This window comes from Streptomyces sp. NBC_01012 (assembly GCF_045162755.1).
Lineage (GTDB): Bacteria > Actinomycetota > Actinomycetes > Streptomycetales > Streptomycetaceae > Streptomyces.
Genome location: NZ_CP108688.1, coordinates 3,966,024 through 3,988,553, shown reverse-complemented (window position 1 = coordinate 3,988,553; position 22,530 = coordinate 3,966,024). Strand labels below are relative to the sequence as shown.

Here is a 22,530-nt window from a genome sequence, read left to right as displayed (position 1 = left end):
CGGCGAACGCGGCGGTGAGTTCGGGTGGGCCGAGGCCCTGGCCGTCTTCCTCGACCAGGACACCGGTCACATCGACATCGAAGCAGCCGCGGGTCCGTAGAGCCGGCCTCCTGCGTACACGGGAGTCAACGCGCGCCGTACGCGCGGATGAAGGCGTGGGCTCCGTCGATCATGGTCTGGCGGACCTGGCCGGGGTGGGGGTTGGCCGGGACCGGCTGGCGGTCGTAGGCGAGCAGGACGGTCAGGGCGAAGAAGTGGTCGGCGGCCAGGCGCGGGTTGTCCGTGTCCAGGAGTCCGGCGTCCGCGAAGTGGGCGAGGCGCTCCGCGAACGCCTCCTCCACCCCCGTCGTCACGATGTCGTCCTCGGTCGTGGGCGTGCGCAGACGCTCCTGGGCGACGAGGGCGAACCCGGCCGCGTAATCCGCGGAGCCGACGATCGTCGAGCCGAGGTCGATCGCCAACGCGCCAAGCATCGCTTCGAGTTGGGACACCGTCGCGATCTGTGCGTCCTTCGGGAGGTGCTCGTCGAGCGAGCGGCGCACCGTGGTCTGCAGTGACTGGGACACATCCGTGAGGATGGCCAGAAAGAGGCGCCGCTTGTCGCCGAAGTAGTCGTACACCGTGCGCTTGGACACCTCGGCCTTGGCCGCGATGGCGTCCATGCTGACGCGGTCCACTCCCTGGCGCACGAACAGCTCGCGTGCGGCGGCGAGGATCGCCGTCCGCTTCTCCGCGGACCCCTCACGCACCGCCTTCTCCGAACCGGCCTTCCCTTCACCGGCCTTCCCCTCGCCGGTCTCGCGTTCACCGGCCTTCTTCGCACCGACAGCACTCATCCCGCACCTCCGGGGCAAGCCTACACCGTGCAGTGTACGAACTGCACTGCACGGTGTAGTGTCTCCCGCATGACTACGACTCCGCCGGCCGCGCAGGCACCGGCCCCGGCATCGTTGACCGATCGCCGGCTCACCCTCATCAGCCTCGTCATGGCGCTCGGGGTGTTCACGACGCTCCTGGACACGACGATCGTCAACATCGCCCTGGACCACCTCCAGGCGGTGTTCCACGCCTCGGTCGCGCGGACCCAATGGGTCGCCACGGGCTATCTGCTGGCGTTCGTCTCGGTGATACCGGTGAGCGGGTGGCTGTCCGAGCGCTTCGGCGCGCGCAACGCCTGGATGTTCGCCGTCGGCGCCTTCCTCGTCGGCTCGGTCCTGTGCGGGCTCGCCGGCTCCCTCCCCACCCTCATCGTCTTCCGGGTCATCCAGGGAATCGGCGGCGGCATGGTGATGCCGATCACGCTCTCCATCGTCACGCGGGCGGCCGGCCCTGAGCGCATCCACAAGGCCACAGCCGCGGTCGCGCTGCCCGGCCTGCTGGGCCCGATACTCGGCTCGGTGCTCGGCGGCGCGATCGTGCAGTCGCTGAGCTGGCACTGGCTGTTCCTGCTGAACGTGCCGGTCTGCCTCGCCGCGCTCGTCCTCGGCCGGACGCTGCTGCCCGCGAGCCCCGCGGAGCGCCGCCACCGGCTCGACGTCCTCGGCTTCCTCCTGCTCACGCCCGGCATCGTCTCCGTCGCCTTCGGCGTCAGTGAGGTCTCCGGCAAGGACGGCTTCGCGGCCGCCGGCGCCTGGGTTCCGCTCGCCCTGGGTGCCGCGCTCCTCGCCGCGTTCACGGCCCACTCCCTGCGCGCCCGTGGTTCCGCCCTCATCGATGTGCGCATGTTCGCGCGGCGCAGCTTCGGCCTGGGAAGCGTCATCACGTTCGCGGGCGGGTTCTCGACGTACGCCCTGTCGTTCCTGCTGCCCCTCTTCTACCAACAGGTGCGGGGCGAGACGGTGTTGCACACGGGCCTGCTCCTCATCCCGCAGGGACTGGGCACGATGTTCTTCGTCGTGGCCCTGCGCACCTTCGCGGCCCGGTTCGACGGCCGCTTCGTCATAGCCGCCGGCGTGGTGCTGACCATGATCGGGACCGTGCCCTTCGCCCTCGCGGACGCACAGGGCGGCACGCCCCTGTTGCTGGCCGCGCAGTTCGCCCAGGGAATCGGCTTCGCCGCCACCACCTTCCCGGTGATGACACTCGCCCTGGCCGGTCTGAGCCACGACGAAACTCCCCGGGGCAGCGCCGCGTTCAGCGTCGTGCAGCGGGTCGGCGCGCCCTTCGGCGTCGCGGTCGTCGCGGTCATCCTCCAGAACCTCCTCGCCGGTGGCACCACGGCGGCGGACGGACTCTCGGCGTTCACCGGAACGTTCTGGTGGATCTTCGGACTGAGCTCCGTCTCCCTCCTTCTCGCCTTCCTCGTCCCGTCACAGAAGCGGGCCGAGCCCGTCGGCTCGTCCTGAGTTGGAGAGTGGGAGACCGCCGTGCCCCAAGCACCCGCCGTCATCGGCAAGCTCGTCGAATCCGCCCTGGGACGCCCGGCTCATGTCCTCGGCATACGCGAACCCGCCCCCGGCTTCATCGAGCTGGAGCTGCACGCCGCCGCGCCACCCGGCGGCTGGCACCCGGGCCATGAGATCCAGGTCCGTGCCACCCCCACCCTGGGGCGCCGCTACACCGTGCGGACGGTCGGCGGACCGGATTCCGAACACATCGGCATCCTCGCAGCCACCGCCGCCGCGGGTCCTGGCACCGCGTGGCTCCGCGCCCTGCGTAAGGGAGGCAGGACCACGCTGCTGGCCGGTCGGCACCGGCCGCTGCGCGAGACCGGGACCCGTCGCCTCCATCTCGGCGACGGCTGCGCGCTCGGCACCCTCGACGCCCACGCACACGCACACGCACACACGTGGGGCGCCGGCGCACCGCTCGTCGCCGTCGAGGTCCCGGCGGACGCCGTCGCGGCCCTCGCCGGCCGCTGGCCGCGCTACCGCTTCCTGCCCGCAGACGGAGCGCCGGGGGACGCGCTCCAGTCCTGGCTCGAACGCGCCATCGCCGACGGTGCGTTCACCGACCTCGACGGTGCCCTGCTCCTGGGGCACGCCCGGTCCGTCCAGCGTCAGCGGAGCGCGCTGATCGACAGCCGGATCCTGTCGCGCCGCGCCATCACCACCAGGCCGTACTGGGCCACCGGCAAGGAGGGGCTCTAGGTGTGTTGTCCGCAGCACAGCACCGGCCCGTGGAAGGCATCGGTGTACAGTTTTCGTGTCCTGTTGTCTCCGATAGAGGTGGACGTTGCGCATCTGAGGTCCGCGATCATCGCGCGGTACGGCCCCTGCCGGGCCCCGTCACGCTCCGTCGGCTTTCCTGCCGCCCCGTGACCCACCGCGTGCATGCGACCTCGGTGCCTGAGCCGTCCCCCGGATGTCCGGCGGACCGCACCCCGTCTTCTCCCGGCCGGTCGCCGCGTGGTGCTCGCACACGAAGCCCCTGTTCACACGCTTGCGACTGCGAGGACCACATGTCCCATCCCCTCACTCCCGCCGCCTCCCTGAGCTGCTCCGCCCTGTCCTTCCGGTGGCCGGACGGCACGGAGGTCTTCGACGCGCTGTCCCTCAGCTTCGGCCGGGGCCGTACCGGACTCGTCGGGACCAACGGCTCGGGCAAGTCCACCCTGCTGCGGCTGCTGGCCGGCCGGCTGAAGCCCTCCGCCGGCTCGGTGACCGCCGGCGGACATCTCGCCCACCTCCCGCAGAACCTCACCCTCGACACGGATCTCCGCGTCGAGGACGCCCTCGGCATCACCGAGCGGCGTACGGCGCTGCGCGCGATCGAGGCGGGCGACGTCGCCGACGCGCACTTCGAGACCGTCGGCGACGACTGGGACGTCGAGGAGCGCGCCCTGGCGACCCTGGGGTCCCTCGGTCTCGGCGCGGTGGATCTCGACCGCACCGTGGGGCAGCTGTCCGGCGGCGAGACCGTGCTGCTGCGGCTGGCCGCACTGCTGCTGGAGCGCCCCGACGTCCTGCTGCTCGACGAGCCGACCAACAACCTCGACGTGTTCGCGCGCCGCCGTCTCTACGACGCCGTCGAGTCCTGGCGCTCCGGGGTGCTCGTCGTGGTCAGCCACGACCGTGACCTGCTGGAACGGGTGGACCGCATCGCCGACCTGCGCGCCGGTTCGGTGAGCTGGTACGGCGGCGGCTGGTCGGACTACGAGGAGGCGCTGGCCACCCAGCAGGAGGCGGCCGGCCGCATGGTGAGGGCCGCCGAGTCCGACGTACGCCGGCAGAAGCGCGAACTGGAGGAGGCCCAGATCAAGGTCGCCCGCCGCCAGCGGCACAACAAGAAGATGGACGTCCAGCGGCGTGCGTCGAAGATCGTCGCGGGTGCCCACAAGCGGTCGTCCCAGGAGGCGGCGGGCAAGCTCCGCGGCCTGCACGAGGACCGGCTCCAGGAGGCACGGGAGCGGCTGGACACGGCGTCGGAGGCCGTCAGGGAGGATGCCGAGATCCGGGTACGGCTCCCGCACACCGCCGTGCCGACGGGCCGCACGGTCCTGAGCGCGCACGGGCTCCGCCCCCGCTTCGGCACCCTGCGCGAGGGCGAACTCCACGTCCAGGGGCCCGAGCGCATCGCGCTCATCGGGCGTAACGGGGCGGGCAAGACGACGCTCCTGCGCACCCTCACGGGGGAGCTGGCTCCCCTGTCCGGCGAGGCCAGGACCCATGTCCCGCTGCGCTTCCTGCCGCAGCGGCTCGATGTCCTGGACGACGGGCTGAGTGTCGCCGCGAACGTGGCCCGCGCGGCCCCCGGGACCACCGACAACGAGATCCGCTCCCAGCTCGCCCGCTTCCTGTTCAAGGGGGCTCGCGCCGAGCAGCCCGCCGGCACGCTCTCGGGCGGCGAGCGCTTCCGCGCCGCTCTCGCGGCCACGATGCTCGCCACACCGGCCCCGCAGCTGCTGATGCTGGACGAGCCGACCAACAATCTGGACCTGGCGAGCGTGCGGCAGCTGACGAGCGCCCTGGAGTCCTACGAGGGCGCGCTGCTGATCGCCGGACACGATCTGGCCTTCCTGGAATCGGTCGGCATCACCCGCTGGCTGCTCGTGGGCGACGAGCTCACGGAGCTGAGCGCCGACGAGGTGCACGAGCTGCTCGGCGCGCCCGACGCGATCGAGTGACCGGTGGTGTACTGGAAGGGTGCGGGCCGCCGCTCAGGGGCCCGCCCCAGGCACCACCACCGGCTACTGATCCGGACCCCGCCATGCACCTTTCCCATGGATTCCGAAGCGGTTCCCGAAGCGATTGCCGGGACAATGCCCGGCGAGGCGTCCACCGGAGCCGCGTCCCCCGGGCCCTGACGGTCGCGGCGGTCGTCCTGCTGGCCGCCGGTGGTCCGGCGGCGGTGGCGACCGCCGGACCACCGGCGGGCCGCACCGACCCACGCACCGCGACCGCTGAGCTCACCCTCCCGGCGATCGACGTGAAGGACCTGCGCGTGGTCCCGTACAAGGGCACGACGGACGACGGACGACGGGCCCGGGACCCGGATCCAGGACCGCGGTGAGGCCGCGAGCCCGTACGGCGAGGACGGCGGGGTCGGGCCCGGCAAGGTCGGGAACTACCTCGTGACGGCCCACCGGATCGTCGCCGGGGGCCCGCTCCGCGAGCTGCCGGACCTGGACAAGGGCGACAAGGTCCTGGTCGAGGAGGGCAGCACGGTGTACGAGTACAGGATCACCGAAACCCGCCGGACGTCCTTCAGGTCCGAGCGCTCCCTCGCCGAGCAGCGGGCCGATGTGCCGGGCGAACCCGGCAGGAAACCGACCCGGGCGATGATCACCCTCTCCACCTGCGCGACCCCCGAGGACGACGCGGCCGGGAACACCTGGCGCGACGCCCACGACAATCCGGAGCACCGCATCGACAAGATCGGCGTGCTGGTGTCCTCCGAGCCGTCATGAGCCCCCGGGCTCACGGTCACCGGGGCCGTCGCCGGGCGCGCGGTCACCGAGGGCCGTGGCCACCGGGCATCTGGTCACCGGACAGCTCGTCCTCGGGCAGCTCCAGCCAACGCGCCGTACCGGGCTCGATGACATAGGCGCTGCCGTCCAGCCTGACCCGCACCCCGGGCCGCTCCGAGTCCGGCACCGCGATCCGCAACTCCTCGGCGCGCAGGCGCAGGTCCACGTCCCAGTGCCGGCGGAAGCGGAGCCGCATCCGGAATTTGGAGAGCTGCGGCAGCGTGGCAGGCGCGAGCCACAGGGCGTCGTCGCGCGTCTCGAGGCCGGTCATGCCGCGCTGGACGAAGTCCAGGGTGCCGGCCATCGCACCCAGGTGGATGCCCTCCTCCGTCGTACCGCCCTGGATGTCGGCCACATCGCCGATCAGCGCCTCCTCGCAGTACGCCCAGGCGTCGTCGCGGTGGACGCGCGCCAGCACCCAGGCGTGCACGAGGGAGCTGAGAGTGGAGCCGTGGCTCGTGCGGCCCACGTAGTAGTCGACGGTGGTCCGCCAGGCCTCGTCGTCGAGCGGGTGGCCGAGCCGCCGGAACAGCGCGGCGAGTTCCTTGGGGGAGAACAGGTAGCCGAGCATCAGCACATCGGCCTGCTTGGACGCCTGGTAGCGGTTCGCGGTGTCGCCCTCCGCCTCCAGGATCCGGTCCAGACGCCGGATGTCCCCGTACCGCTGCCGGTAGCCGGCCCAGTCCAGCTCCTCCAGGTCCCCGTAACCGGCGAACTGGCTGATGACGCCCCGGTGGTGGGGCACGTACAGCCGCCGGGAGATGTCGTCCCAGCGGTCGAGCTCCGCCGGGTCGAGCCGGATCAGTTCGAGGAGCTGACGGCACCGGCTGGGCGGCAGCGCGCGGCAGAGCTCACCGGCCCTGGCCAGCACCCAGGCCGCCGTGACGTTCGTGTACGTGTTGTCGTCGAGTCCCGCGACGTCCGAATCCGGATAGGCGTCGTGGTATTCGTCCGGCCCGACGACTCCCCGGATCCGGTACCGCCCGACGGAGTCGTCCCACTCGGCGCTCTCCGCCCAGAAACGGGCGATCTGCATGATCATCTCGGCGCCCTTGGAGTAGAGGTACTCCGTGTCGCCGGTGGCCTGGCAGTACTGCCACACGTTGTACGCCACCGCCGAGCCGACATGGTGCTGCAGCCGTGAACGGTCCGGCAGCCAGCGCCCCGAGCGGGGGTTGAGATGGACCTCCTGGGTCTCCTCGCGCCCCTCGTCGGCGCTCTGCCACGGGTACATCGCCCCTTCCCTGCCCACCGCACGCGCGGCGGCGCAGGCCGCGGGGAGCCGCCGATGGCGGTAGTCGAGCAACCCCCTGGACACCTCGGGCAGATGCAGATTCAGGAAGGGCAGCACGAACAGCTCGTCCCAGAAGACATGCCCCCGGTACGCCTCACCGTGCAGCCCTCTGGCCGGTACGCCGACGTCGAGTTCCGCGGTGTGCGGGGACAGCGTCTGGAGCACATGGAAGAGGTGCAGCCGCAGGATGTGGCCCGGCTCCCCCGGCACCTCCAGCTTCACCTGCTGCCACAGATCCGCCCAGGCCTTGCGGTGCGAGGCCCGCAGCCTGGCGTACACCGGGGCGTCACCGACCGCCGAGACCGCGGCCCGCAGCGGACTGCCGATCGCCGGGTCGCGGGAGGTGTAGAGGCCGACCGTCTTGTCGACGACGGCACCCGCCTCCGGGGCGATCGGGAGCAGCAGCGTCTGGTGGACCGAGCGGGGCCGCTGCTCGGGTTCCGCCCTGTGGTCGCCGTTGCGCTCCGGGCCGCAGGAGGCGACGGTCCGCGCGGCCAGGGCGATGCCGATGTCCGACTCCACCGTGCGGCAGCGCAGCCACACCATGGAAGCGGGCTCCGTGCCGGTCTCCCAGCCGGCGAGGTGGCGGTCGGCCAGTTCGCTGTAGCGCGCGACACCGTTGTTACGGATGTCGCCGTCGATCCCGGCCTCCACCTCCAGCTCGCCCGACCAGCCCTCCGCACCGAACACCGTGTGCAGCGCCGCGAGATGCGGGTCGCCCATGTGCACCAGGCGCTCCTGCTCCACCGTCAGCCTGCGGCCCGACCCGTCCTCGTACACCGAACGCCGGGTCAGGGTCCCGCCGCGCAGATCGAGCGACTGCCGGTGCTCCACGAGGTGCGTGTGGTCAGGGGTCAGCCAGGGTCCTGGGCGGGCGCCGGCGGGGCGGATGCGGTAGCGCAGCGGCAGCCAGTTCGGGAGGTTGACCATGTCCTCGTTCTCGACCTGGCGTCCCTGGACGGAGGAGATCAGCCGGTTGTAGCAGCCCGCCACATACGTACCCGGGTAGTGCGTCTCGCCCGCGGGTGTCTCGGGTGCGGCCCCCCGGGTGGCGAAGTAGCCGTTGCCCAGGGTGCACAGCGCCTCGCGCAGCCGCTCCTCCTTCGGTTCGTACCCCTCGTACCCCCATACCCAGCCGCGTGCCATCAGTCCTCCCCGTTGATCAGCAGGTCCCCCGGATCGGCCACCACGAGGTCCGCGCCGTGGCGCCGCAGGTCGGAGGCGCCCCGGGAGGTGTCCGTCCGGTCCACCCCGACGACGAGTCCGAAGCCGCCCCGCCGGCCCGCTTCCACCCCGGCGAGCGCGTCCTCCACGACGGCGGCGTCCCCGGCCGGGACTCCCATCCGCCCCACCGCCTCGGTGAACAGGGCGGGGTCCGGCTTGCCCGGCAGCTCGAGGCGGCGCGCCTCGTTGCCGTCGACCACGGCCGTGAACAGGTCCAGGAGACCTGCCCCTGCCAGCAGTTCGCTCGCGTGCCGGGACGCCGACGCCGCGGCGATCGGGACACGTGCGTCGTGCAGCACGTGCAGGAGACGGACCGTCCCCGGCCAGACCGTGACCGGGTGGGTGCGCAGACTCCGGGTGAACGCCTCGTCCTTGACGGCGGCCACGGCCCACACCGTGTCGGTGCCCGGTGGGTCATCGGGACTGCCGTCGGGGAGGTCGAGGCCTCTGGACGAGAGGAACGCGGCGGCACCGTCCCTGCGTGCCTTGCCGTCGACGTAGCGCCGGTAGTCGTCCGCCTCGTCGAAGGGCCGCTGCCCCTCGTGCTCGGCCAGGCAGGCATCGAACGCCTCCTTCCACGCGGCGGCGTGCGCCGGAGCGGAGTCGGTGATCACACCGTCCGTGTCGAAGACGACGGCGTGCACGGACAGCAGGACTGCGGCCGGTGACGGTCCACGTGCCATGGCCGGTGGTCCCTTCGTCGATGAGCCTCCGTGGTCCCTGGGCTCGACGCCGTGCGCCGGCTGCTCCCTGAGGACGTCCCGGTGGCGACGGGCCGTCGAACCACCGTGGTCCTCATGCTCAGGCGTCCAGCTGGAGGCGCTGACCGGGGAAGATCAGGTGCGGTCCGTGGTCGAGGACCTCGCGGTTCAGCTCGTACAGGGCGGTCCAGCCACCGGACACGTCCGCGCGCTCGGCGATCGTCGACAGGCAGTCGCCCGGCTCGACGACGTACGACTCCTCCTCGACAAGGTCCTCGGAGTAGTGCTTCACGCCGCTGTCACCGGCGGTGCTGTGGTCGCTGTCCTCCGTGCTGCCCGCCGTGCTTCCGGAGGACGCGCTGCCGGACGATCCACTGTTCGAACTGCCGGTCGACTGGCGCTCGGGGGCCGCCTGTGCCGAGTCACTTCCGTCGACTCCGGCGGCACTGCTGCCACCGCTGGACGAGGAGCTCGACGTTCCGCTCGCACCGAGGCGTCCACAGGTGGGCCAGGCGCCCATGCCCTGCGACCGGGCGACGCGTTCACCGACGGCGATCTGCTCGGACTTCGTGGCGAGGTCGGCGCGCGGTGCGTACTTCCCGCCTCCGTACGCCTGCCAGGTGGAGGGGGAGAACTGGAGGCCACCGTGGTAGCCGTTGCCGGTGTTGGTGTCCCAGCGGCCGCTGCTCTCGCACTGGGCGATGCGGTCCCAGTCCGTACCGGCCGTGACCGTCGGCGCGGTGACGGTCGGCGCGATGACGGCCCGGGCGGGGGCGACCTGGGCCGGTGCGGCCTGGACCGGGGCCTGGGCCGGGGACTTCGCGGGGGCGTCCGCGACACTGCGGCCCGCGAGACCGAGCACGCTCAGGAGGACGAGCAGAAGGGCGAGCACCGATTCGACGGGCCGCTTTGCGAGGGGTGATGCCGGCATGACGGTATTTCCTCCGCTGTGCTCCAGAAGGTGTGCAAGGGCACGAACAGATAAGCCGCCGATAATCTTTTCAAGGGGCTTTGACGCGTCCGACGCCCCCACATTCACTCGGGTGGTCGGCCTCGCGCTCCGCCGATCCGGCCTTCCGGGCGCTCGCCGGCGCCACCGCCGCCCGTGGAGCACCATCCACCCCCACCCCGCGCTCCGGGCGTCCCGGCCTACCGCTTCCGGTTCCGCAGCCGCGTCATCTCGGCCCGGATCGTGGGGAGTTGTGCGTACAGCGCCTCGCCGGGGCAGTACGTCTGATAGGTGTCGCGGTGCCCGGCCACCGCGTGGAGGTAGACGACCTCACCACGGCGGTAGCGGCTGTCGCCGTTCGTCGAGACCATCCGCACGATGCCTTCGGGGTCGACGCTGCGGTCCAGCTTCCACGCGCCGACCTTCGCGATCCCCTCGATGAGCGCCTTGGGCACCGGCACACCGTCGTCGTAGGTGCCGAGGGCCGCGATGCCCACGCTGTGCGCGTTGAACCCGGTGGCGTGGGCGCCGCGCACGGAGCGTCCGACGCCGCCGGCCCTGCCCTCGTAGATGGTCCCGCAGCGGTCGACGACGAAGTTGTAGCCGATGTCGTCCCAGCCCTCGCCCTCGACGTGCGCCTCCTCCATCGCCCGCAGCATCTTGGGGGCGTCGGCGCAGTCGTAGCCGTTGGTGTGACCGGTGTGATGGACGAAGACGGCCTTCACCGTCCCCGTGTACACCGCGTGCTCCTTGACCAGGCTCTCGTCCGCGTGCCATTGCGCCCGGCTGACGATCGCGGGCCGCGGGACCCCGGACTGCGCCGCCGGCTTCGCGGTCGCCGGGTCGGGCGCGGCAAGCCGTACCGGAGCGTCCCGGAGTACCAGGAACGCCAGCGGCACGACCATGGCGCACACTGCGGTTCGGCGAAGCCACATAGGGCCACCATGCGCGCTGACCAGCGGCGTCGCAGGCGACCCGCACCCGATCGGGTGACCCGCGACCGCGCGGCCCAGGGTGCGGGCCGCGCCGTCAGGGGACGGGGACCGCCTGCCGCTGCTCGACGATGCGGGCCGCGCGGTGCGGGGAGGTGTCGAGCCTGGCCAGCACGCCCGGGACCGCGTTGTTCGGGAGGATGAGCTCGAAGAGAGCGGATATCTCGGCGACCAGGTCGGGCGGCTCGGCCATGGACTCCGTCACCAGCTGGACCCCTGTCCAGGCTCCGACGACCAGCCGGGACGTGGACTCCGGGTCGACATGCGGAAGGAGCTCGCCGCGCTCCTTCGCCTCGGTCAGCATCTCCGTGCCTATGGCGATCCAGTCCGGCCAGCGGGTGCCGAAGAGCCCCCGCGCACGCGGGTCGACGGACAGCCGGATCGAGGCGCTGAGCAGGGGTTCCCGTGGCAGCCGGTAGGCGAGCAGGAGCGCCATGTCCACCCACTCCTGCAGCTTGAAGGTCTGCGGGGTGACCCCGTCCGAGGTCACCGCCTCCTGGAGGACACCACGGGCCAGCTCCTCCTTCGACGTGAAGTGGAAGTAGAGGGCGCCCCGTGTGAGGCCGGCCCGGTCGAGGATCGCGGCGATGGTGGCGGCGTCGTAGCCATGCTCGTCGAAGACCTCCGCGGCAGCCTGGAGGAAGATTCGGCGCGTGCGGATCGCCCGTTGCTGTCGTGCCAACTCGCGCCTCCCTTTGAACGTTGCATGACGCTACTTCAAAAAGTACCGGTGAACCGGTATCATATCAGCGCCGTAATGACCATTTTGCGCCATGTCCAGGAGGGCTGTGCCCGACATACCCGCTGTTCCGTGCTCGCAGCCCTCCGCGTTCGAGGAGCCGGACAGCATCCGCAAGGAGTACGTCCACCTGGGACGTTCCGACATGGTCCTCCTCACCTCCTGGCGGCGCACGGAAGATGGCGAGTTCTCGCTGTCCGCGAAGTGGCCCGCCCCCGGCTCCGGCCTCTCCTACGACCCGCGGATGCTCACACAGACCGTCCGGCAGAGCGGGTTGGTCATCGCGCACGCGGCGTACGGGGCACCACTCGACGATCACACCCTGCTGAACTACTTCGACCTCACCGTCACACCTGGATTCGAGGTACCCCCCGGGCTGCCCTGCGACTTCACCGTCGAGGTCACGGTCAAGAACGCCAAGAAGCGTGGCAAGAAGGTCAGTTCGCTCGACATGGAGTTCCGCATCCTCCGGGACGGCGACCTGACGGCCCGCGCGGACTCCGAGTTCGGCTGGCTCTCCACGCGCGTCTACCAGCGCCTTCGCGGCGAACACCTCGCCTTCGAGTGGAACTCGTGGCCGCTGCCCGCCCCGGTCGACCCCCGCACCGTCGGCCGGCACACCCCGGCCGACGTGGTGCTGGCCGCCGGAAAGCACGCCCTTCACTGGCAGTTGCGCAACGACGTGGACAACGTCGTGCTGTACGACCACCCCGTCGACCATGTCCCGGGGCTCGCGCTGATGGAAGCCGCGGACCAGGCCGCGCGCGCCGCCGTGTACCCCGCGCCCTTCGAAGCGACCACCGTCACCAGCACGTTCGAGCGGTACACCGAACTCGACCGCCCCTGCTGGGTCGAGGCGGAGATCCTGCCGGCCGGCCCCGGAGAGGCCTCCGTCCTGGTCACCGCGACGCAGGACGGGAACACCGCCTTCCGGAGCCGGTTGAGCGGGCCCTGCGGCCAGGACCTCCCGGGTCTCACTGGTTGACGAAGCCGCCGTCCACCGGCATGACCGTGCCGGTGAGGAAGGGGCAGCGGTCGCTGAGCAGCCAGGCTGCCGCGTTGGCTATCTCCTCGGGCTCGGCCGTACGCCCTTGCGGCGTCATGCTGTTGACCATCTCCTCGAGGCCGGGGTTACGCCCGAACCAGTCGGCCGTGATCTCGCTGCGCGTGGTGCCGGGCGCCACCGCGTTGACTCTGATGCCCTGTTGGGCGTACTCGTCGGCTGCGGCCCTGGTGAGTCCGACGACGGCGTGCTTGGCCGCCAGGTAGGGCGCGGCCGCCGGTATGGCGACGAGCCCGCCCACACTGCTGTTGTTCACGATGGAGCAGGTTCCGGGATTCTCCAACATGGCCGCGATCTCGGGGCGCAGGCAGTTCCAGACGCCGCGCACATTGGCGTCCATGACCGCGTCGTAGACGTCATCTCCCATGAGGTGCAGGGGAGTTCGGTCGCCGCCGAGCCCCGCGTTGTTGAACGCCGAGTCCAGCCGGCCGTAGGTGTCGACGGTGAAGCCGACGGCACGGGCGGCGTCCTCCGGCACCGTGACATCACAGACGACGTACGAGGCCTGGGCCCCCTTGCCCTTCAACTCGGCCGTCAGCGCGGCCAGCCTGTCCTCCCGGCGCGCGGCCAGGACGACCGTCGCGCCTTCCTCGGAGAACACCCGCGCCGCCGCCGCGCCGATACCGCTGCTCGCCCCGGTGATCAGGACGACTCTGTCGTGCAGAAGATCGCTCATGCCCGCATTCTGGCAGGCTCCCCCCAAGGGTCGTGACCATAACCGACTGAATGTCCTGTTTCTCCTTTGCCTCTCGCGCCGTTCCGTCCGTCGTCGCGATGGGGGGTGCGGGGCCTCCTGACCACCCGGTGGACCCCGCGATACTGTGCGGCATGCTCGCGATCCAGTTCGACCGCTTCGGTGGCCCTGATGTGCTCCGGCCCGTGGAGCTGCCCCCTCCGGTGCCCGGCCCCGGGGAGGTGCTCCTCACCGTCGAGGCCGCAGGGGTGAATTTCGCGGACACCCACCAGGTGGACGGCTCCTATCTGAGCGCCGACGCCCTGCCGTACGTCCCCGGCAGCGAGGTCGTGGGCCGCACCCCGGACGGCCGGCGGGTGCTGGCACGGGTCTCGCACGGATACGCGGAGCAGGTCACCGCCAAGGAGTCCGGCATCCGGGAGATTCCCGAGGAGCTCGGCGCAGCCCAGGCACTCGCCCTCATGATGCAGGGCCTGACGGCCTGGCATCTGCTGCGGTCCGCGGCACGGCTGCGCTCCGGCGAGAGCGTCGTCGTACATGCGGCCGCGGGCGGCGTCGGCAGCCTCGCGGTCCAGCTGGCCCGGGAGTTCGGGGCGGGCCGGGTGCTCGCCCAGGTCTCCACCCGGGAGAAGGAGCGGCTCGTCCTGGACCTCGGTGCGGACGACGTGATCACCTATCCCCTCGCGGAGAAGGCGGACGTCGTCCTGGACGCCGTGGGCGGTGACCTCTTCGACCAGGCCCTGGACAGTCTGGCGTCCTTCGGCCGGCTCGTGACCTACGGCAACGCGGCCCGCGGCGGCTTCACCCCCGTCGACCCGGCCCGGCTGGGCCGTCTCAACGCCTCTGTCGTCGGATTCTGGCTGCGCCCCGCCCTCGCGGCCCCGGGCGGGGTCAGCGGCCCGCTGAAGGAGCTCTTCGCCCTGGTCGCCGACGGCCGCCTCAGGCCCGTGGCCGGCGGCAGCTACCCGCTCGCCGACGCCCGGCGCGCCCACGAGGACCTGCTCGCACGCCGGACCACGGGAAAGCTGATCCTCACGCCCTAGGGTGGCTCGATGCGCCCCCAGACCTCACAGGCTCCGGCACCTGCGGGCTCCGACGCCGGAACACCCGACGCCGCGCGGTACCGGTCCGGCCGCGACCCGTTCCTCGACAACGCCAAGTACCTGGCCATCGTCCTCGTCGCGATGGGTCACTCCTGGGAGCCCCTGCCCGGCAGCGGGCGGCTGGTGGAGACGCTCTACACCTTCGTCTACACCTTCCACATGCCGGTCTTCGTCATCATCGCCGGGTACCTCTCGCGCGGTCTGGAGCTGACTTCCGACCGAGTGTGGAGGCTCGTCACCGGCCTCGCCGTGCCCTACGTGGTCTTCGAGATCGCCTACACCGTCCTCGAGCGCCTGACAGGCTCCCCCGACTTCCCCCTGAGCCCGCTCACGCCGTACTGGCTGCTGTGGTTCCTGCCGGCCCTGTTCCTCTGGCGCCTCACCACCCCCTTCTGGCAGCGGGTCAGGTGGCCCGTGGCGCTCGCCCTGGTGATCGCCGCCATGGCGGCGGTGACCAGCGACATCGGCGGGGACCTGCAACTCCAGCGCGTGCTGCAGTTCCTCCCGTACTACGTCCTGGGCCTCCAGCTGCGGCCCGAGCACTTCGACCTCGTACGCCGCCGGGCCGTACGCGTCGCCTCCGTCCCCGTCTGCCTGCTGGCCCTGGCCGTCGCCTACTGGGCGGTGCCGCGCACGACGACCTCATGGTTCTTCCGCCGGTACGGCGCCGAGCAGCTCGGCTCGCCCGCCTGGACGGGCGCCGTGGTGACGCCGTTGCTGTTCGGCTGCGCGCTCATGCTCAGCGCCTGCTTCCTCGCCTGGGTGCCGAACCGCAGGCTGTGGATGACCGCGCTCGGCGCGGGCACGCTGTACGGCTATCTGCTGCACGGCTTCGTCATCAAGGGCGCGGTCAAGCTCGGTCTCTTCGACCTGGACATCGTCTCCACGCCCCTGGGCCGGATCCTGGTGTCCGTCGTCGCCGCGGCCGTGGTCACAGCTCTCTGCGGCCCGCCCGTGCGCCGGGTGTTCCGTCACGTCGTGGAGCCACGGCTCGACCGGGCCAGGAAGCCGCAGCCGCCCACGCCCCGAGGTCCGGACGCACCGCACCCCCGGGCCTGATGGGCCTCGGGGGTGCGGTGACGCGGGACGGTGCTGCGGCTCAGACCTCGCCGGGCGTTCCGAGCATCGCGGACGCGTTCTCCAGCGGGGTGAGGGGTGCCGCGGCGGGGGCGGGCACCTCCGCGGGACGGCAGGTGAAGCCGAGACGTGCCAGCGCCCTGGTCACCTCGCCGGCGGTGAAGTCCCGGCGGTCCTGGCGGGTGATGATCTCGCCGACCTGCTTGACGGGATAGACACGGCGGCCGATGACCACGGCGTCACCCGTGACGGGCTCGGGCTTGACGCCCTTCATCAGGTCCTCCACCTCGTTCTTGAAGAGGTCGAAGGGGAAGCGGGCGATGACACAGCGCATGGTTCCTCAACAGGATGGTCATGGAGAAAGCCGGACGGGGTCGGCCGGGCTCCCGGCCGGATGACTACGCGGCCTTGTTGGCCCGGCGCTGCGCCGACGCCGCACGCGCCTGCGGGGTCGGCGTGTTGGCGTTGGAGCGGCGCCCCTGGCCGGGACGCGCGCCGCGGCGGCCACGGGGACCGGAACCGCTGCCCTTGCCGCGCTCCGACACCGGTGAGCTGATCGTGACCGGCACGCCCGACGGCGCCTGGGCACCGGTGATGCGGCTGAGCTCGGCCTCGCCGGAGCGGACCTGGGCGACCTGCGGGGTGATGCCGGCGTCGGCCATCAGCCGGGTCATGTCGCGGCGCTGGTTGGGCAGCACGAGCGTGACGACGCTGCCGGACTCCCCGGCGCGCGCGGTACGCCCGCCACGGTGCAGGTAGTCCTTGTGGTCGCTGGGCGGGTCCACGTTGACGACCAGGTCGAGGTTGTCGACGTGGATGCCACGGGCCGCGACGTTCGTGGCGACCAGCACCGTGACATGACCGGTCTTGAACCGGTCCAGGGTGCGGGTGCGCTGCGGCTGCGACTTGCCGCCGTGCAGCGCGGCCGCCCGTACACCGCTGTGCAGCAGGTGATCGGTGAGCTTGTCCACCGCGTGCTTGGTGTCGAGGAACATGATCACCCGGCCCTCACGGGCGGCGATCTCCGTGGTCGTCGCGTACTTGTCGGCGCCCTGGACGTAGAGCACGTGGTGTTCCATCGTCGTCACCGCACCGGCCGCGGGGTCCACCGAGTGGACGACCGGGTCGTGCAGATAGCGGCGGACCAGCAGGTCCACGTTGCGGTCCAGGGTGGCCGAGAACAGCATCCGCTGACCGTCGGCGTTCACCTGGTCCAGCAGCTCCGTGACCTGGGGCATGAAGCCCATGTCCGCCATCTGGTCGGCCTCGTCGAGGACGGTGACGGCGACACGGTCGAGCTTGCAGTCGCCGCGCTCGATGAGGTCCTTGAGCCGGCCCGGGGTGGCGACCACGACTTCGGCGCCGCCGCGCAGCGCGCTGGCCTGGCGGCCGATCGACATGCCGCCGACGACCGTGGCCAGCCGGAGCCTGAGGGACCTGGCGTAGGGGGTGAGCGCGTCGGTGACCTGCTGGGCCAGTTCCCGGGTGGGGACGAGGACCAGGGCCAGGGGGCGGCGCGCGTCGGCGCGGTTGCCCGCGGTGCGGGCCAGCAGCGCCAGGCCGAAGGCGAGCGTCTTGCCCGATCCGGTGCGGCCACGGCCCAGGACGTCCCGTCCGGCCAGCGAGTTCGGCAGCGTCGCGCCCTGGATCGGGAACGGCACCGACATGCCTTCGGAGGCCAGCGCCGTCAGCAGGGGCGCCGGCATGTCCAGCTCGGCGAAGGACTCGGCTGCGGGGAGCGCGGGGGTGATGGTCACCGGCAGGGCGAACTCACCCGTGACGGAGGAGGACCGGCGGCCGTAGCCACCGGAGCGCTTCGGTCCGCCGCCGGAGCGGCCCTGCGAACCAGGAGCGCCCTGCCGGCCGGACCCCGCCGAGCGGAAACCGTTGGCGGTACGACTGCCTGCCGACCCGCCTGAGCGCGTCCTGGAAAATCGGTCGTTCGTGCGAGCTGTGCGATCGCGGTTCAACGGAGAACCCTTCCCTCGAATTGGCACGTATCGAGGGATTCTTTCCGGGCGGCTGCAGCCATGTACGGCGCCAAGAATCGCAAGAACGAGCCGGTGAAATAAAAAAGAACGAAGTCCGTCCGCCGGATGAACCAGCGTGATTCGGCACTCCATATGACTGCATATGAGCGGCGCACCATCATGCTCGTACACGCCGGCGAATTACTTCGCGGACGCGACGGCCTCGGCGGCAGCCGGGAAAACGCAACGAGCTGGGGCCCGCACCCCAAGGTGCGGGCCCCAGCTACGCCGTACGCCTGAGCGAATCAGGCGGGGGTGATGTTCTCCGCCTGCGGGCCCTTCTGGCCCTGCGTGACGTCGAAGTTCACCTTCTGGCCCTCCTGCAGCTCACGGAAGCCCTGGGCGGCGATGTTCGAGTAGTGGGCGAAGACGTCAGCGCCGCCACCCTCCTGCTCGATGAAGCCGAAACCCTTTTCCGAGTTGAACCACTTCACGGTGCCAGTAGCCATGTCATATCTCCTTCGGGGCGTTGCCCGTGGGCCCACACTGTGCGAGCCCTACGTCGCCGCAAATGATTGCCCCGTCCGGAAGGAACCGGAAATACAAAAGCGCGCCCACCGGAGTGAAACCCGATGAGTGCACTTGAAGTTTTGGGAACCACAACTGCAACTGAGATCAACAGTAGCACGATTCGAGCACAAGTGAGCTGTACGCCATATCACTCCGCCGCCACTCGCTCACGCACGGCATATACCCGCACTGCTCATTCTCGTATTTCTGTGCCGACCGAAACAGATATGCACACGCGTGCCGGTCAGGAATCGGCACCGCTCCGGCCGGCCGTGGACCGCCGCAGTTCCTCGTTGAGACGCAGGGCGTCCTCGAGCTGATCCTCCAGGATGACGATCCGGCAGGCGGCCTCGATCGGTGTGCCGCCGTCCACCAGCTCACGGGCGCGGGCCGCGATACGGAGCTGATAACGGGAGTAGCGGCGGTGGCCGCCCTCCGAGCGCAGGGGCGTGATCAGGCGGGCCTCGCCGATGGCCCGGAGGAAGCCTGGCGTCGCACCGATCATCTCGGCGGCCCGCCCCATGGTGTACGCGGGGTAGTCGTCGTCGTCGAGACGGTCCGTGGCGTGCGACGGGGATTCCGGGGGCATCTGCACCTCTTATGCTGTGCTCCGGGCCACTCATATGGCCTGGCCGCACAAGAAACCCTAGGTGTACGGGTAGGTCATGTCTATTGTGGCCGGAACAGGTTTCCTCCGTCCCCGGCGTCGCCCGCGCGCGGCCACCGAGCGGGAGGCGGCCGCCGGGCGGCCCGGAGCGGATCCGCGGAGGGCGTCGAGACGGCCGGCCGGAGCGCTCCGTAGTGGCTTGGCCACCCCAAACTCACTGACCGGCAGGTCAGTTGTCGGCTGACCTGCGAGCGGTCATACTGCTCGCGTAGCCCTTCACGCATCCCCCGTCGTGAAGGGCTACATTGACGCGCGGCCGCCCGGTCAGCGCCCCGCGCGACCCGGAGCACACCGAGCATGAGCGGCACGGACACGACCACCACGGTGGCCCGCACGGTCACGGACGTCCTCCAGCCCCGCAATGTGCTGCTCGCCGGCATGCTCGCCGTCGGGCTGGCCTCCGCCGGTGACTGGACCGGGCTTCCCTGGGGTCTTCTCGGCGCCCTGTGCGCCGGGATCGTCCCCGCCGGCTACATCGAGTGGGAGCGCGGACGCGGTACCTGGGGCGACCGCCATGTCGTGGACCGTACCCAGCGGGGCCCCATCTTCCTGGTGATCCTGGGCTCGATCGGCGCCGGCGTGCTGATCATGGTCCTGGGGCACGCACCCGTCGGCATCCTGATCGCGATGATCTCGCTGTGGGTGATGACGACGGTGCTCCTGGCGGTCAACACGCTCTGGAAGATCTCCGTCGACTCGGCGGTCGCTTCGGCCGTGGTGGCCCTTCTCAGCGTCACGCACTCCCTGTGGTGGCTGTGCGCGGGCGCGGCGGCCCTCGCGGTGTGCTGGTCCCGGGTGGCACTGCGCTACCACTCGGTGGCCCAGACGGCGGCGGGCGCGGCCTTGGGTGCGGCGACTGCGGCTGCCTTCCTCTTCGCCTGAGCCAGGGCCGGGGTCGGGGCCGGGGCCGGGGCCGAAACCGGAACCGGGGCCCTGGGCCGGGGCCCTGAACCGGGTCAGAAACCCCGGCTCCGTGAGACGAGCACCGCGATGTCGTCCTCGGCGGTGTCCGCGTAGCGGTCCACGACCTCGGCCAGCAGGTCCTCCAGCCGTCCGCTCACCGGGAGCTTGAGCTGGGTGAGGCGCTCGATCGACAGGTCGATGTCCTCACCCCTGCGCTCCACCAGACCGTCGGTGTACATGAACAGCACCGTTCCGGGCCCGCACGGCAGCACCGCCGTCCGGTATCCGCCGAGGCCCGTGCCCAGGGGCGGTCCCACGGGAATGCGCGCCACCTGGCCCCCGGGTGCCCCCGGGTCGAGGAACACCGGCGGCGGATGTCCTGCGGAGGCCGCCTCGCAGACCCCCTCCCGCCGGTCGACGACCGCGATCAGGCAGGTCGCCGCCCGGTCGAGGCCGGACTGTTCCACGGCCTTGTCCAGCCGTTCGAGCATGCGGTGCGGCGGCTGGTCGTCCTCGGCGATGATGCGCAGCATCGAGCGGTAGTTGCTCATGGCGACGGCGGCCTCCACCCCGTGACCCATCACATCGCCCATCACCTTGAGGTGCCGTCCCCCCGTCAGCGGGATGGCATCGAACCAGTCCCCGCCCACCAGCGCCCCCGCGCCGGCGGGCAGGTAGAGGGACGCGATCTCGATGCCCGGGTCCGGCCCCCGGGGCTCGGAGAGCAGGGAGCGCTGGAGCTCCCTGGCGACACGGTGCTCGCGTGTGTAGCGGTAGGCGTGGTCGACGTCGACGGCGGTGATGCCGGCGAGCGTACGGGCGACGACCACGTCAAGCCCTTCCGAGAAGGGCGGCGATTCGCCGGTCCGCACCAGGCTGAGCGCGCCCAGGGGCCGCCCGTGTGCGGTGAGCGGCACGATGACGGCCGAGTGCAGACCGAAGGCACGGTAGGCGGCGACCCGGCCGCGTACCGGCGCCGCGCGGTCGAGCTGCTCGTCGCCGTAGAGGTTCTCGATCACGGCTTGTCCTGTGACCAGGCAGCGGGGCACGGCCGCGTCCTCCTGGTAGTCGATGTCCGTGCCCCTGCCACCGAACCGGGAGAGCGGCTCGGCGAGTTCCGGGATCGTCGCCACGCCGGCCCTGCGCAGCCGCAGCTCGCCGGTCGGCAGTTCGCGCCTGACACGTCCGGTGTCCTCGGGAAACAGCTCGACGATGGCGACATCGGCCATGTCGGGCACCACGAACTCCGCGAGCTCCTGGCAGGTGGCCTCCACGTCCAGCGTCGTACCGATACTTTCGGTCGCCTTGTCCAGGAGGGTCAGATAGCTCCTGGCCCGTCGCAGCTCCGCACGCTGGTTCCGGGTGGCGGTGACCTCCTGGGCGATCCCGATCAGCCCGCGCACCCGCCCGTTCTCCTCGAACCTGTGGAGGGCCACCCGCCAGTAGCGCCGGGTGAGGGCGGAGTCCACCCAGGTCTGCCCGCTGACGGTCATCTCGCGGGGGCTGCCGTCGTCCAGCACCTGGCGCATGAGGTCCGCCGGGACGTCCATGTCGGGCAGCACCTCGCCGATGTGCTTGCCCAGATGCGCGGAGGCCGGCAGCCCGTTGAGCCGTTCGAGTGCCGGGTTCACATACACGTAGCGCAGATCCGTGTCGAACACCGCCACCCCGGCCGGGCTGCTGCCGATCAACGCAGCCGGGCCGATCACATCGACGGGCGCCGGATCGGCGGGCTCTTCGGCCTGCAACGGAGCCTCCTGGGAGGGTCGTGCCTGCGGGTGCGCCGCAGCCGGGCCTCACCGGCCGCCCGGGGCGCTTCTTCCGGACCACGCACCGGTGCACGGCTTTTCATCGTCCGCCGACGCGCCTCGCCCCGCATCTCAACGGGCCCGGCCCGCCGGCGTCGATCCCGTCGAGCGACAGGGTCCCTTCGGAGGCCGCTGCACCCCGAGGTAGCCCGAACGCCGCCTCGACCCGCTGGGGCACAGGGGTCAGCCCCAGCAGTCCGGTGACCAGCAGGCCGGCCAGGTGGTGCCAGGCAGGGGCCCGGCGGATCATCGCGTGGTCGCTGCCCGGGATCGTCACCAGGCAGGTCCTGGCGCCCGCGCGGCGTGCCCTGGCCGTGAGCGACTGGGAGGCCAGGGGGCTCGTCACCCGGTCCCGCGTGCTGTGCAGCAGGACGACGTCGCGGCCCGCGAGCTGCGTCACCGGGTCGCCGGGCGGGCACCACGGGGCGAGGCCCACCACGGAGCGGACCAGCGGGTGTCCGGCGGCGTGCAGGGCGGCACGGGCTCCCATGGAGTGGCCGAGAAGGACCACGGGGATGTCGCCCGCCTCGCGCCGCAGGGCGTCCAGCATCCGCAGGGCGTCGTGCAGCGGGTCCTCACGGGGGCCGTTCCAGCCACGGTGCGTGTAGCGGACGCGCTGCACGCGCACACCGGAGTCACCGCGCACCGCGCGGGCCACCACGCGGGCGACCGGCAGCATCCGGAGGCCCGGCAGATTCAGGACACCGGGTGCGGGTGCCTCCATGCCCGTCTCGTAGCCGCCGTGGAGGACGAGCACCGCTGCCGACGGCGGTCTTCGGGCCACACGTACCTCCGGATCCGGGGGGTGCGGGCCGGTGCCCGCGACTCACCCCATATTCGGTGCCGGGCAGCATTCGGATGGGCCGAA

General features: G+C 71.3%; 20 protein-coding genes and 1 pseudogene. 8 read left to right on the top strand and 13 right to left on the bottom strand.

What is annotated here, in order from left to right:
- Positions 1-125: 125 nt before the first annotated feature.
- Entirely contained in the window at positions 126-836 is a 711-nt protein-coding gene (locus tag OG623_RS18025) for a TetR/AcrR family transcriptional regulator (RefSeq protein WP_406147688.1), read from the bottom strand.
- Between the two features lie 69 nt (positions 837-905).
- Here OG623_RS18025 and OG623_RS18020 point away from each other — a divergent pair, with 69 nt between their 5' ends.
- The 4 genes and pseudogenes from OG623_RS18020 (at position 906) to OG623_RS18005 (ending at position 5,848) form a co-directional block, all read left to right on the top strand.
- The gene (locus OG623_RS18020) at positions 906-2,345 is read left to right on the top strand and encodes an MDR family MFS transporter (protein WP_406147686.1); all 1,440 of its coding nucleotides are present in this window, start codon (positions 906-908) and stop codon (positions 2,343-2,345) included.
- 21 nt (positions 2,346-2,366) lie between these two features.
- Positions 2,367-3,089: a hypothetical protein gene (locus OG623_RS18015; protein ID WP_406147684.1), complete on the top strand. Its 723-nt coding sequence runs from the start codon at positions 2,367-2,369 to the stop codon at positions 3,087-3,089.
- Positions 3,090-3,400: 311 nt separating this feature from the next.
- Positions 3,401-5,065 carry an ABC-F family ATP-binding cassette domain-containing protein gene (locus tag OG623_RS18010; RefSeq protein WP_406147683.1) on the top strand — a complete coding sequence of 555 codons (1,665 nt, stop codon included), beginning with the start codon at positions 3,401-3,403 and terminating at the stop codon, positions 5,063-5,065.
- Between the two features lie 83 nt (positions 5,066-5,148).
- Positions 5,149-5,848, top strand: a pseudogene (locus OG623_RS18005) (class E sortase).
- Positions 5,849-5,891: 43 nt separating this feature from the next.
- Here the strand turns inward: OG623_RS18005 and OG623_RS18000 are convergent.
- From OG623_RS18000 to OG623_RS17980, 5 genes are all read right to left on the bottom strand, one after another.
- Positions 5,892-8,348 (bottom strand): glycoside hydrolase family 65 protein, encoded by a 2,457-nt coding sequence (locus OG623_RS18000; RefSeq protein WP_406147681.1) that lies wholly within the window; start codon positions 8,346-8,348, stop codon positions 5,892-5,894.
- A complete protein-coding gene (locus OG623_RS17995; RefSeq protein ID WP_406147680.1) occupies positions 8,348-9,109 on the bottom strand; it encodes an HAD-IA family hydrolase in 762 nt (253 codons plus the stop codon). The genes OG623_RS18000 and OG623_RS17995 overlap by 1 nt, the downstream gene beginning before the upstream one ends.
- Before the next feature lie 118 nt (positions 9,110-9,227).
- Positions 9,228-10,058 carry a transglycosylase family protein gene (locus OG623_RS17990; RefSeq protein ID WP_406147678.1) on the bottom strand — a complete coding sequence of 277 codons (831 nt, stop codon included), beginning with the start codon at positions 10,056-10,058 and terminating at the stop codon, positions 9,228-9,230.
- Positions 10,059-10,276: 218 nt separating this feature from the next.
- Positions 10,277-11,011, bottom strand: coding sequence for a peptidoglycan recognition protein (locus OG623_RS17985; RefSeq protein WP_406147677.1), 735 nt, complete (start codon positions 11,009-11,011; stop codon positions 10,277-10,279).
- 94 nt (positions 11,012-11,105) lie between these two features.
- A complete protein-coding gene (locus OG623_RS17980; RefSeq protein WP_406147675.1) occupies positions 11,106-11,750 on the bottom strand; it encodes a ScbR family autoregulator-binding transcription factor in 645 nt (214 codons plus the stop codon).
- Positions 11,751-11,841: 91 nt separating this feature from the next.
- On the opposite strand from OG623_RS17980, the gene OG623_RS17975 reads away from it, so the two are divergent.
- Positions 11,842-12,792 carry a ScbA/BarX family gamma-butyrolactone biosynthesis protein gene (locus tag OG623_RS17975; protein ID WP_406147673.1) on the top strand — a complete coding sequence of 317 codons (951 nt, stop codon included), beginning with the start codon at positions 11,842-11,844 and terminating at the stop codon, positions 12,790-12,792.
- Here OG623_RS17975 and OG623_RS17970 read toward each other — a convergent pair.
- Complete coding sequence (locus OG623_RS17970; RefSeq protein WP_406147671.1) at positions 12,782-13,546, bottom strand: SDR family NAD(P)-dependent oxidoreductase; 765 nt, start codon at positions 13,544-13,546, stop codon at positions 12,782-12,784. The genes OG623_RS17975 and OG623_RS17970 overlap by 11 nt on opposite strands.
- 152 nt (positions 13,547-13,698) lie before the next feature.
- On the opposite strand from OG623_RS17970, the gene OG623_RS17965 reads away from it, so the two are divergent.
- Together OG623_RS17965 and OG623_RS17960 are read left to right on the top strand one after the other, a co-directional pair.
- Positions 13,699-14,607, top strand: coding sequence for a zinc-binding alcohol dehydrogenase family protein (locus OG623_RS17965; RefSeq protein WP_406147669.1), 909 nt, complete (start codon positions 13,699-13,701; stop codon positions 14,605-14,607).
- Between the two features lie 9 nt (positions 14,608-14,616).
- Positions 14,617-15,726, top strand: coding sequence for an acyltransferase family protein (locus tag OG623_RS17960; protein ID WP_406147668.1), 1,110 nt, complete (start codon positions 14,617-14,619; stop codon positions 15,724-15,726).
- Between the two features lie 40 nt (positions 15,727-15,766).
- Here OG623_RS17960 and OG623_RS17955 read toward each other — a convergent pair whose 3' ends face one another.
- The 4 genes from OG623_RS17955 to OG623_RS17940 all read right to left on the bottom strand — a co-directional run bounded on the left by OG623_RS17955 (position 15,767) and on the right by OG623_RS17940 (position 18,873).
- The gene (locus tag OG623_RS17955) at positions 15,767-16,078 is read right to left on the bottom strand and encodes an SCO5918 family protein (protein WP_406147666.1); all 312 of its coding nucleotides are present in this window, start codon (positions 16,076-16,078) and stop codon (positions 15,767-15,769) included.
- 64 nt (positions 16,079-16,142) lie between these two features.
- Entirely contained in the window at positions 16,143-17,714 is a 1,572-nt protein-coding gene (locus OG623_RS17950) for a DEAD/DEAH box helicase (protein ID WP_406147664.1), read from the bottom strand.
- Between the two features lie 305 nt (positions 17,715-18,019).
- On the bottom strand, positions 18,020-18,223 hold the full coding sequence (locus OG623_RS17945) for a cold-shock protein (RefSeq protein WP_014155340.1): 204 nt from the start codon (positions 18,221-18,223) through the stop codon (positions 18,020-18,022).
- 305 nt (positions 18,224-18,528) lie between these two features.
- Positions 18,529-18,873, bottom strand: a complete 345-nt coding sequence (locus OG623_RS17940; RefSeq protein WP_406147663.1) for a MerR family transcriptional regulator — start codon at positions 18,871-18,873, stop codon at positions 18,529-18,531.
- A 375-nt stretch (positions 18,874-19,248) separates the two neighbouring features.
- Between OG623_RS17940 and OG623_RS17935 the strand changes: the two genes are divergently transcribed.
- Positions 19,249-19,833 carry a hypothetical protein gene (locus OG623_RS17935; protein WP_406147661.1) on the top strand — a complete coding sequence of 195 codons (585 nt, stop codon included), beginning with the start codon at positions 19,249-19,251 and terminating at the stop codon, positions 19,831-19,833.
- A 74-nt stretch (positions 19,834-19,907) separates the two neighbouring features.
- Here OG623_RS17935 and OG623_RS17930 read toward each other — a convergent pair whose 3' ends face one another.
- The gene (locus OG623_RS17930) at positions 19,908-21,602 is read right to left on the bottom strand and encodes a SpoIIE family protein phosphatase (protein ID WP_406147659.1); all 1,695 of its coding nucleotides are present in this window, start codon (positions 21,600-21,602) and stop codon (positions 19,908-19,910) included.
- 100 nt (positions 21,603-21,702) lie between these two features.
- Positions 21,703-22,446: an alpha/beta fold hydrolase gene (locus tag OG623_RS17925; RefSeq protein WP_406147658.1), complete on the bottom strand. Its 744-nt coding sequence runs from the start codon at positions 22,444-22,446 to the stop codon at positions 21,703-21,705.
- Positions 22,447-22,530: the final 84 nt, after the last annotated feature.

Bases quoted from the DNA above. Each gene is read 5' to 3' on its own strand.
- OG623_RS17975 (WP_406147673.1), top strand. From the start codon at position 11,842: ATGTCCAGGAGGGCTGTGCCCGACATACCCGCTGTTCCGTGCTCGCAG.
- OG623_RS17995 (WP_406147680.1), bottom strand. From the start codon at position 9,109: ATGGCACGTGGACCGTCACCGGCCGCAGTCCTGCTGTCCGTGCACGCC.
- OG623_RS17955 (WP_406147666.1), bottom strand. From the start codon at position 16,078: ATGCGCTGTGTCATCGCCCGCTTCCCCTTCGACCTCTTCAAGAACGAG.
- OG623_RS18000 (WP_406147681.1), bottom strand. From the start codon at position 8,348: ATGGCACGCGGCTGGGTATGGGGGTACGAGGGGTACGAACCGAAGGAG.
- OG623_RS17990 (WP_406147678.1), bottom strand. From the start codon at position 10,058: ATGCCGGCATCACCCCTCGCAAAGCGGCCCGTCGAATCGGTGCTCGCC.
- OG623_RS17935 (WP_406147661.1), top strand. From the start codon at position 19,249: ATGAGCGGCACGGACACGACCACCACGGTGGCCCGCACGGTCACGGAC.
- OG623_RS17960 (WP_406147668.1), top strand. From the start codon at position 14,617: ATGCGCCCCCAGACCTCACAGGCTCCGGCACCTGCGGGCTCCGACGCC.
- OG623_RS17965 (WP_406147669.1), top strand. From the start codon at position 13,699: ATGCTCGCGATCCAGTTCGACCGCTTCGGTGGCCCTGATGTGCTCCGG.
- OG623_RS18025 (WP_406147688.1), bottom strand. From the start codon at position 836: ATGAGTGCTGTCGGTGCGAAGAAGGCCGGTGAACGCGAGACCGGCGAG.
- OG623_RS17940 (WP_406147663.1), bottom strand. From the start codon at position 18,873: ATGCCCCCGGAATCCCCGTCGCACGCCACGGACCGTCTCGACGACGAC.
- OG623_RS17985 (WP_406147677.1), bottom strand. From the start codon at position 11,011: ATGTGGCTTCGCCGAACCGCAGTGTGCGCCATGGTCGTGCCGCTGGCG.
- OG623_RS18010 (WP_406147683.1), top strand. From the start codon at position 3,401: ATGTCCCATCCCCTCACTCCCGCCGCCTCCCTGAGCTGCTCCGCCCTG.
- OG623_RS17945 (WP_014155340.1), bottom strand. From the start codon at position 18,223: ATGGCTACTGGCACCGTGAAGTGGTTCAACTCGGAAAAGGGTTTCGGC.
- OG623_RS17970 (WP_406147671.1), bottom strand. From the start codon at position 13,546: ATGAGCGATCTTCTGCACGACAGAGTCGTCCTGATCACCGGGGCGAGC.
- OG623_RS18020 (WP_406147686.1), top strand. From the start codon at position 906: ATGACTACGACTCCGCCGGCCGCGCAGGCACCGGCCCCGGCATCGTTG.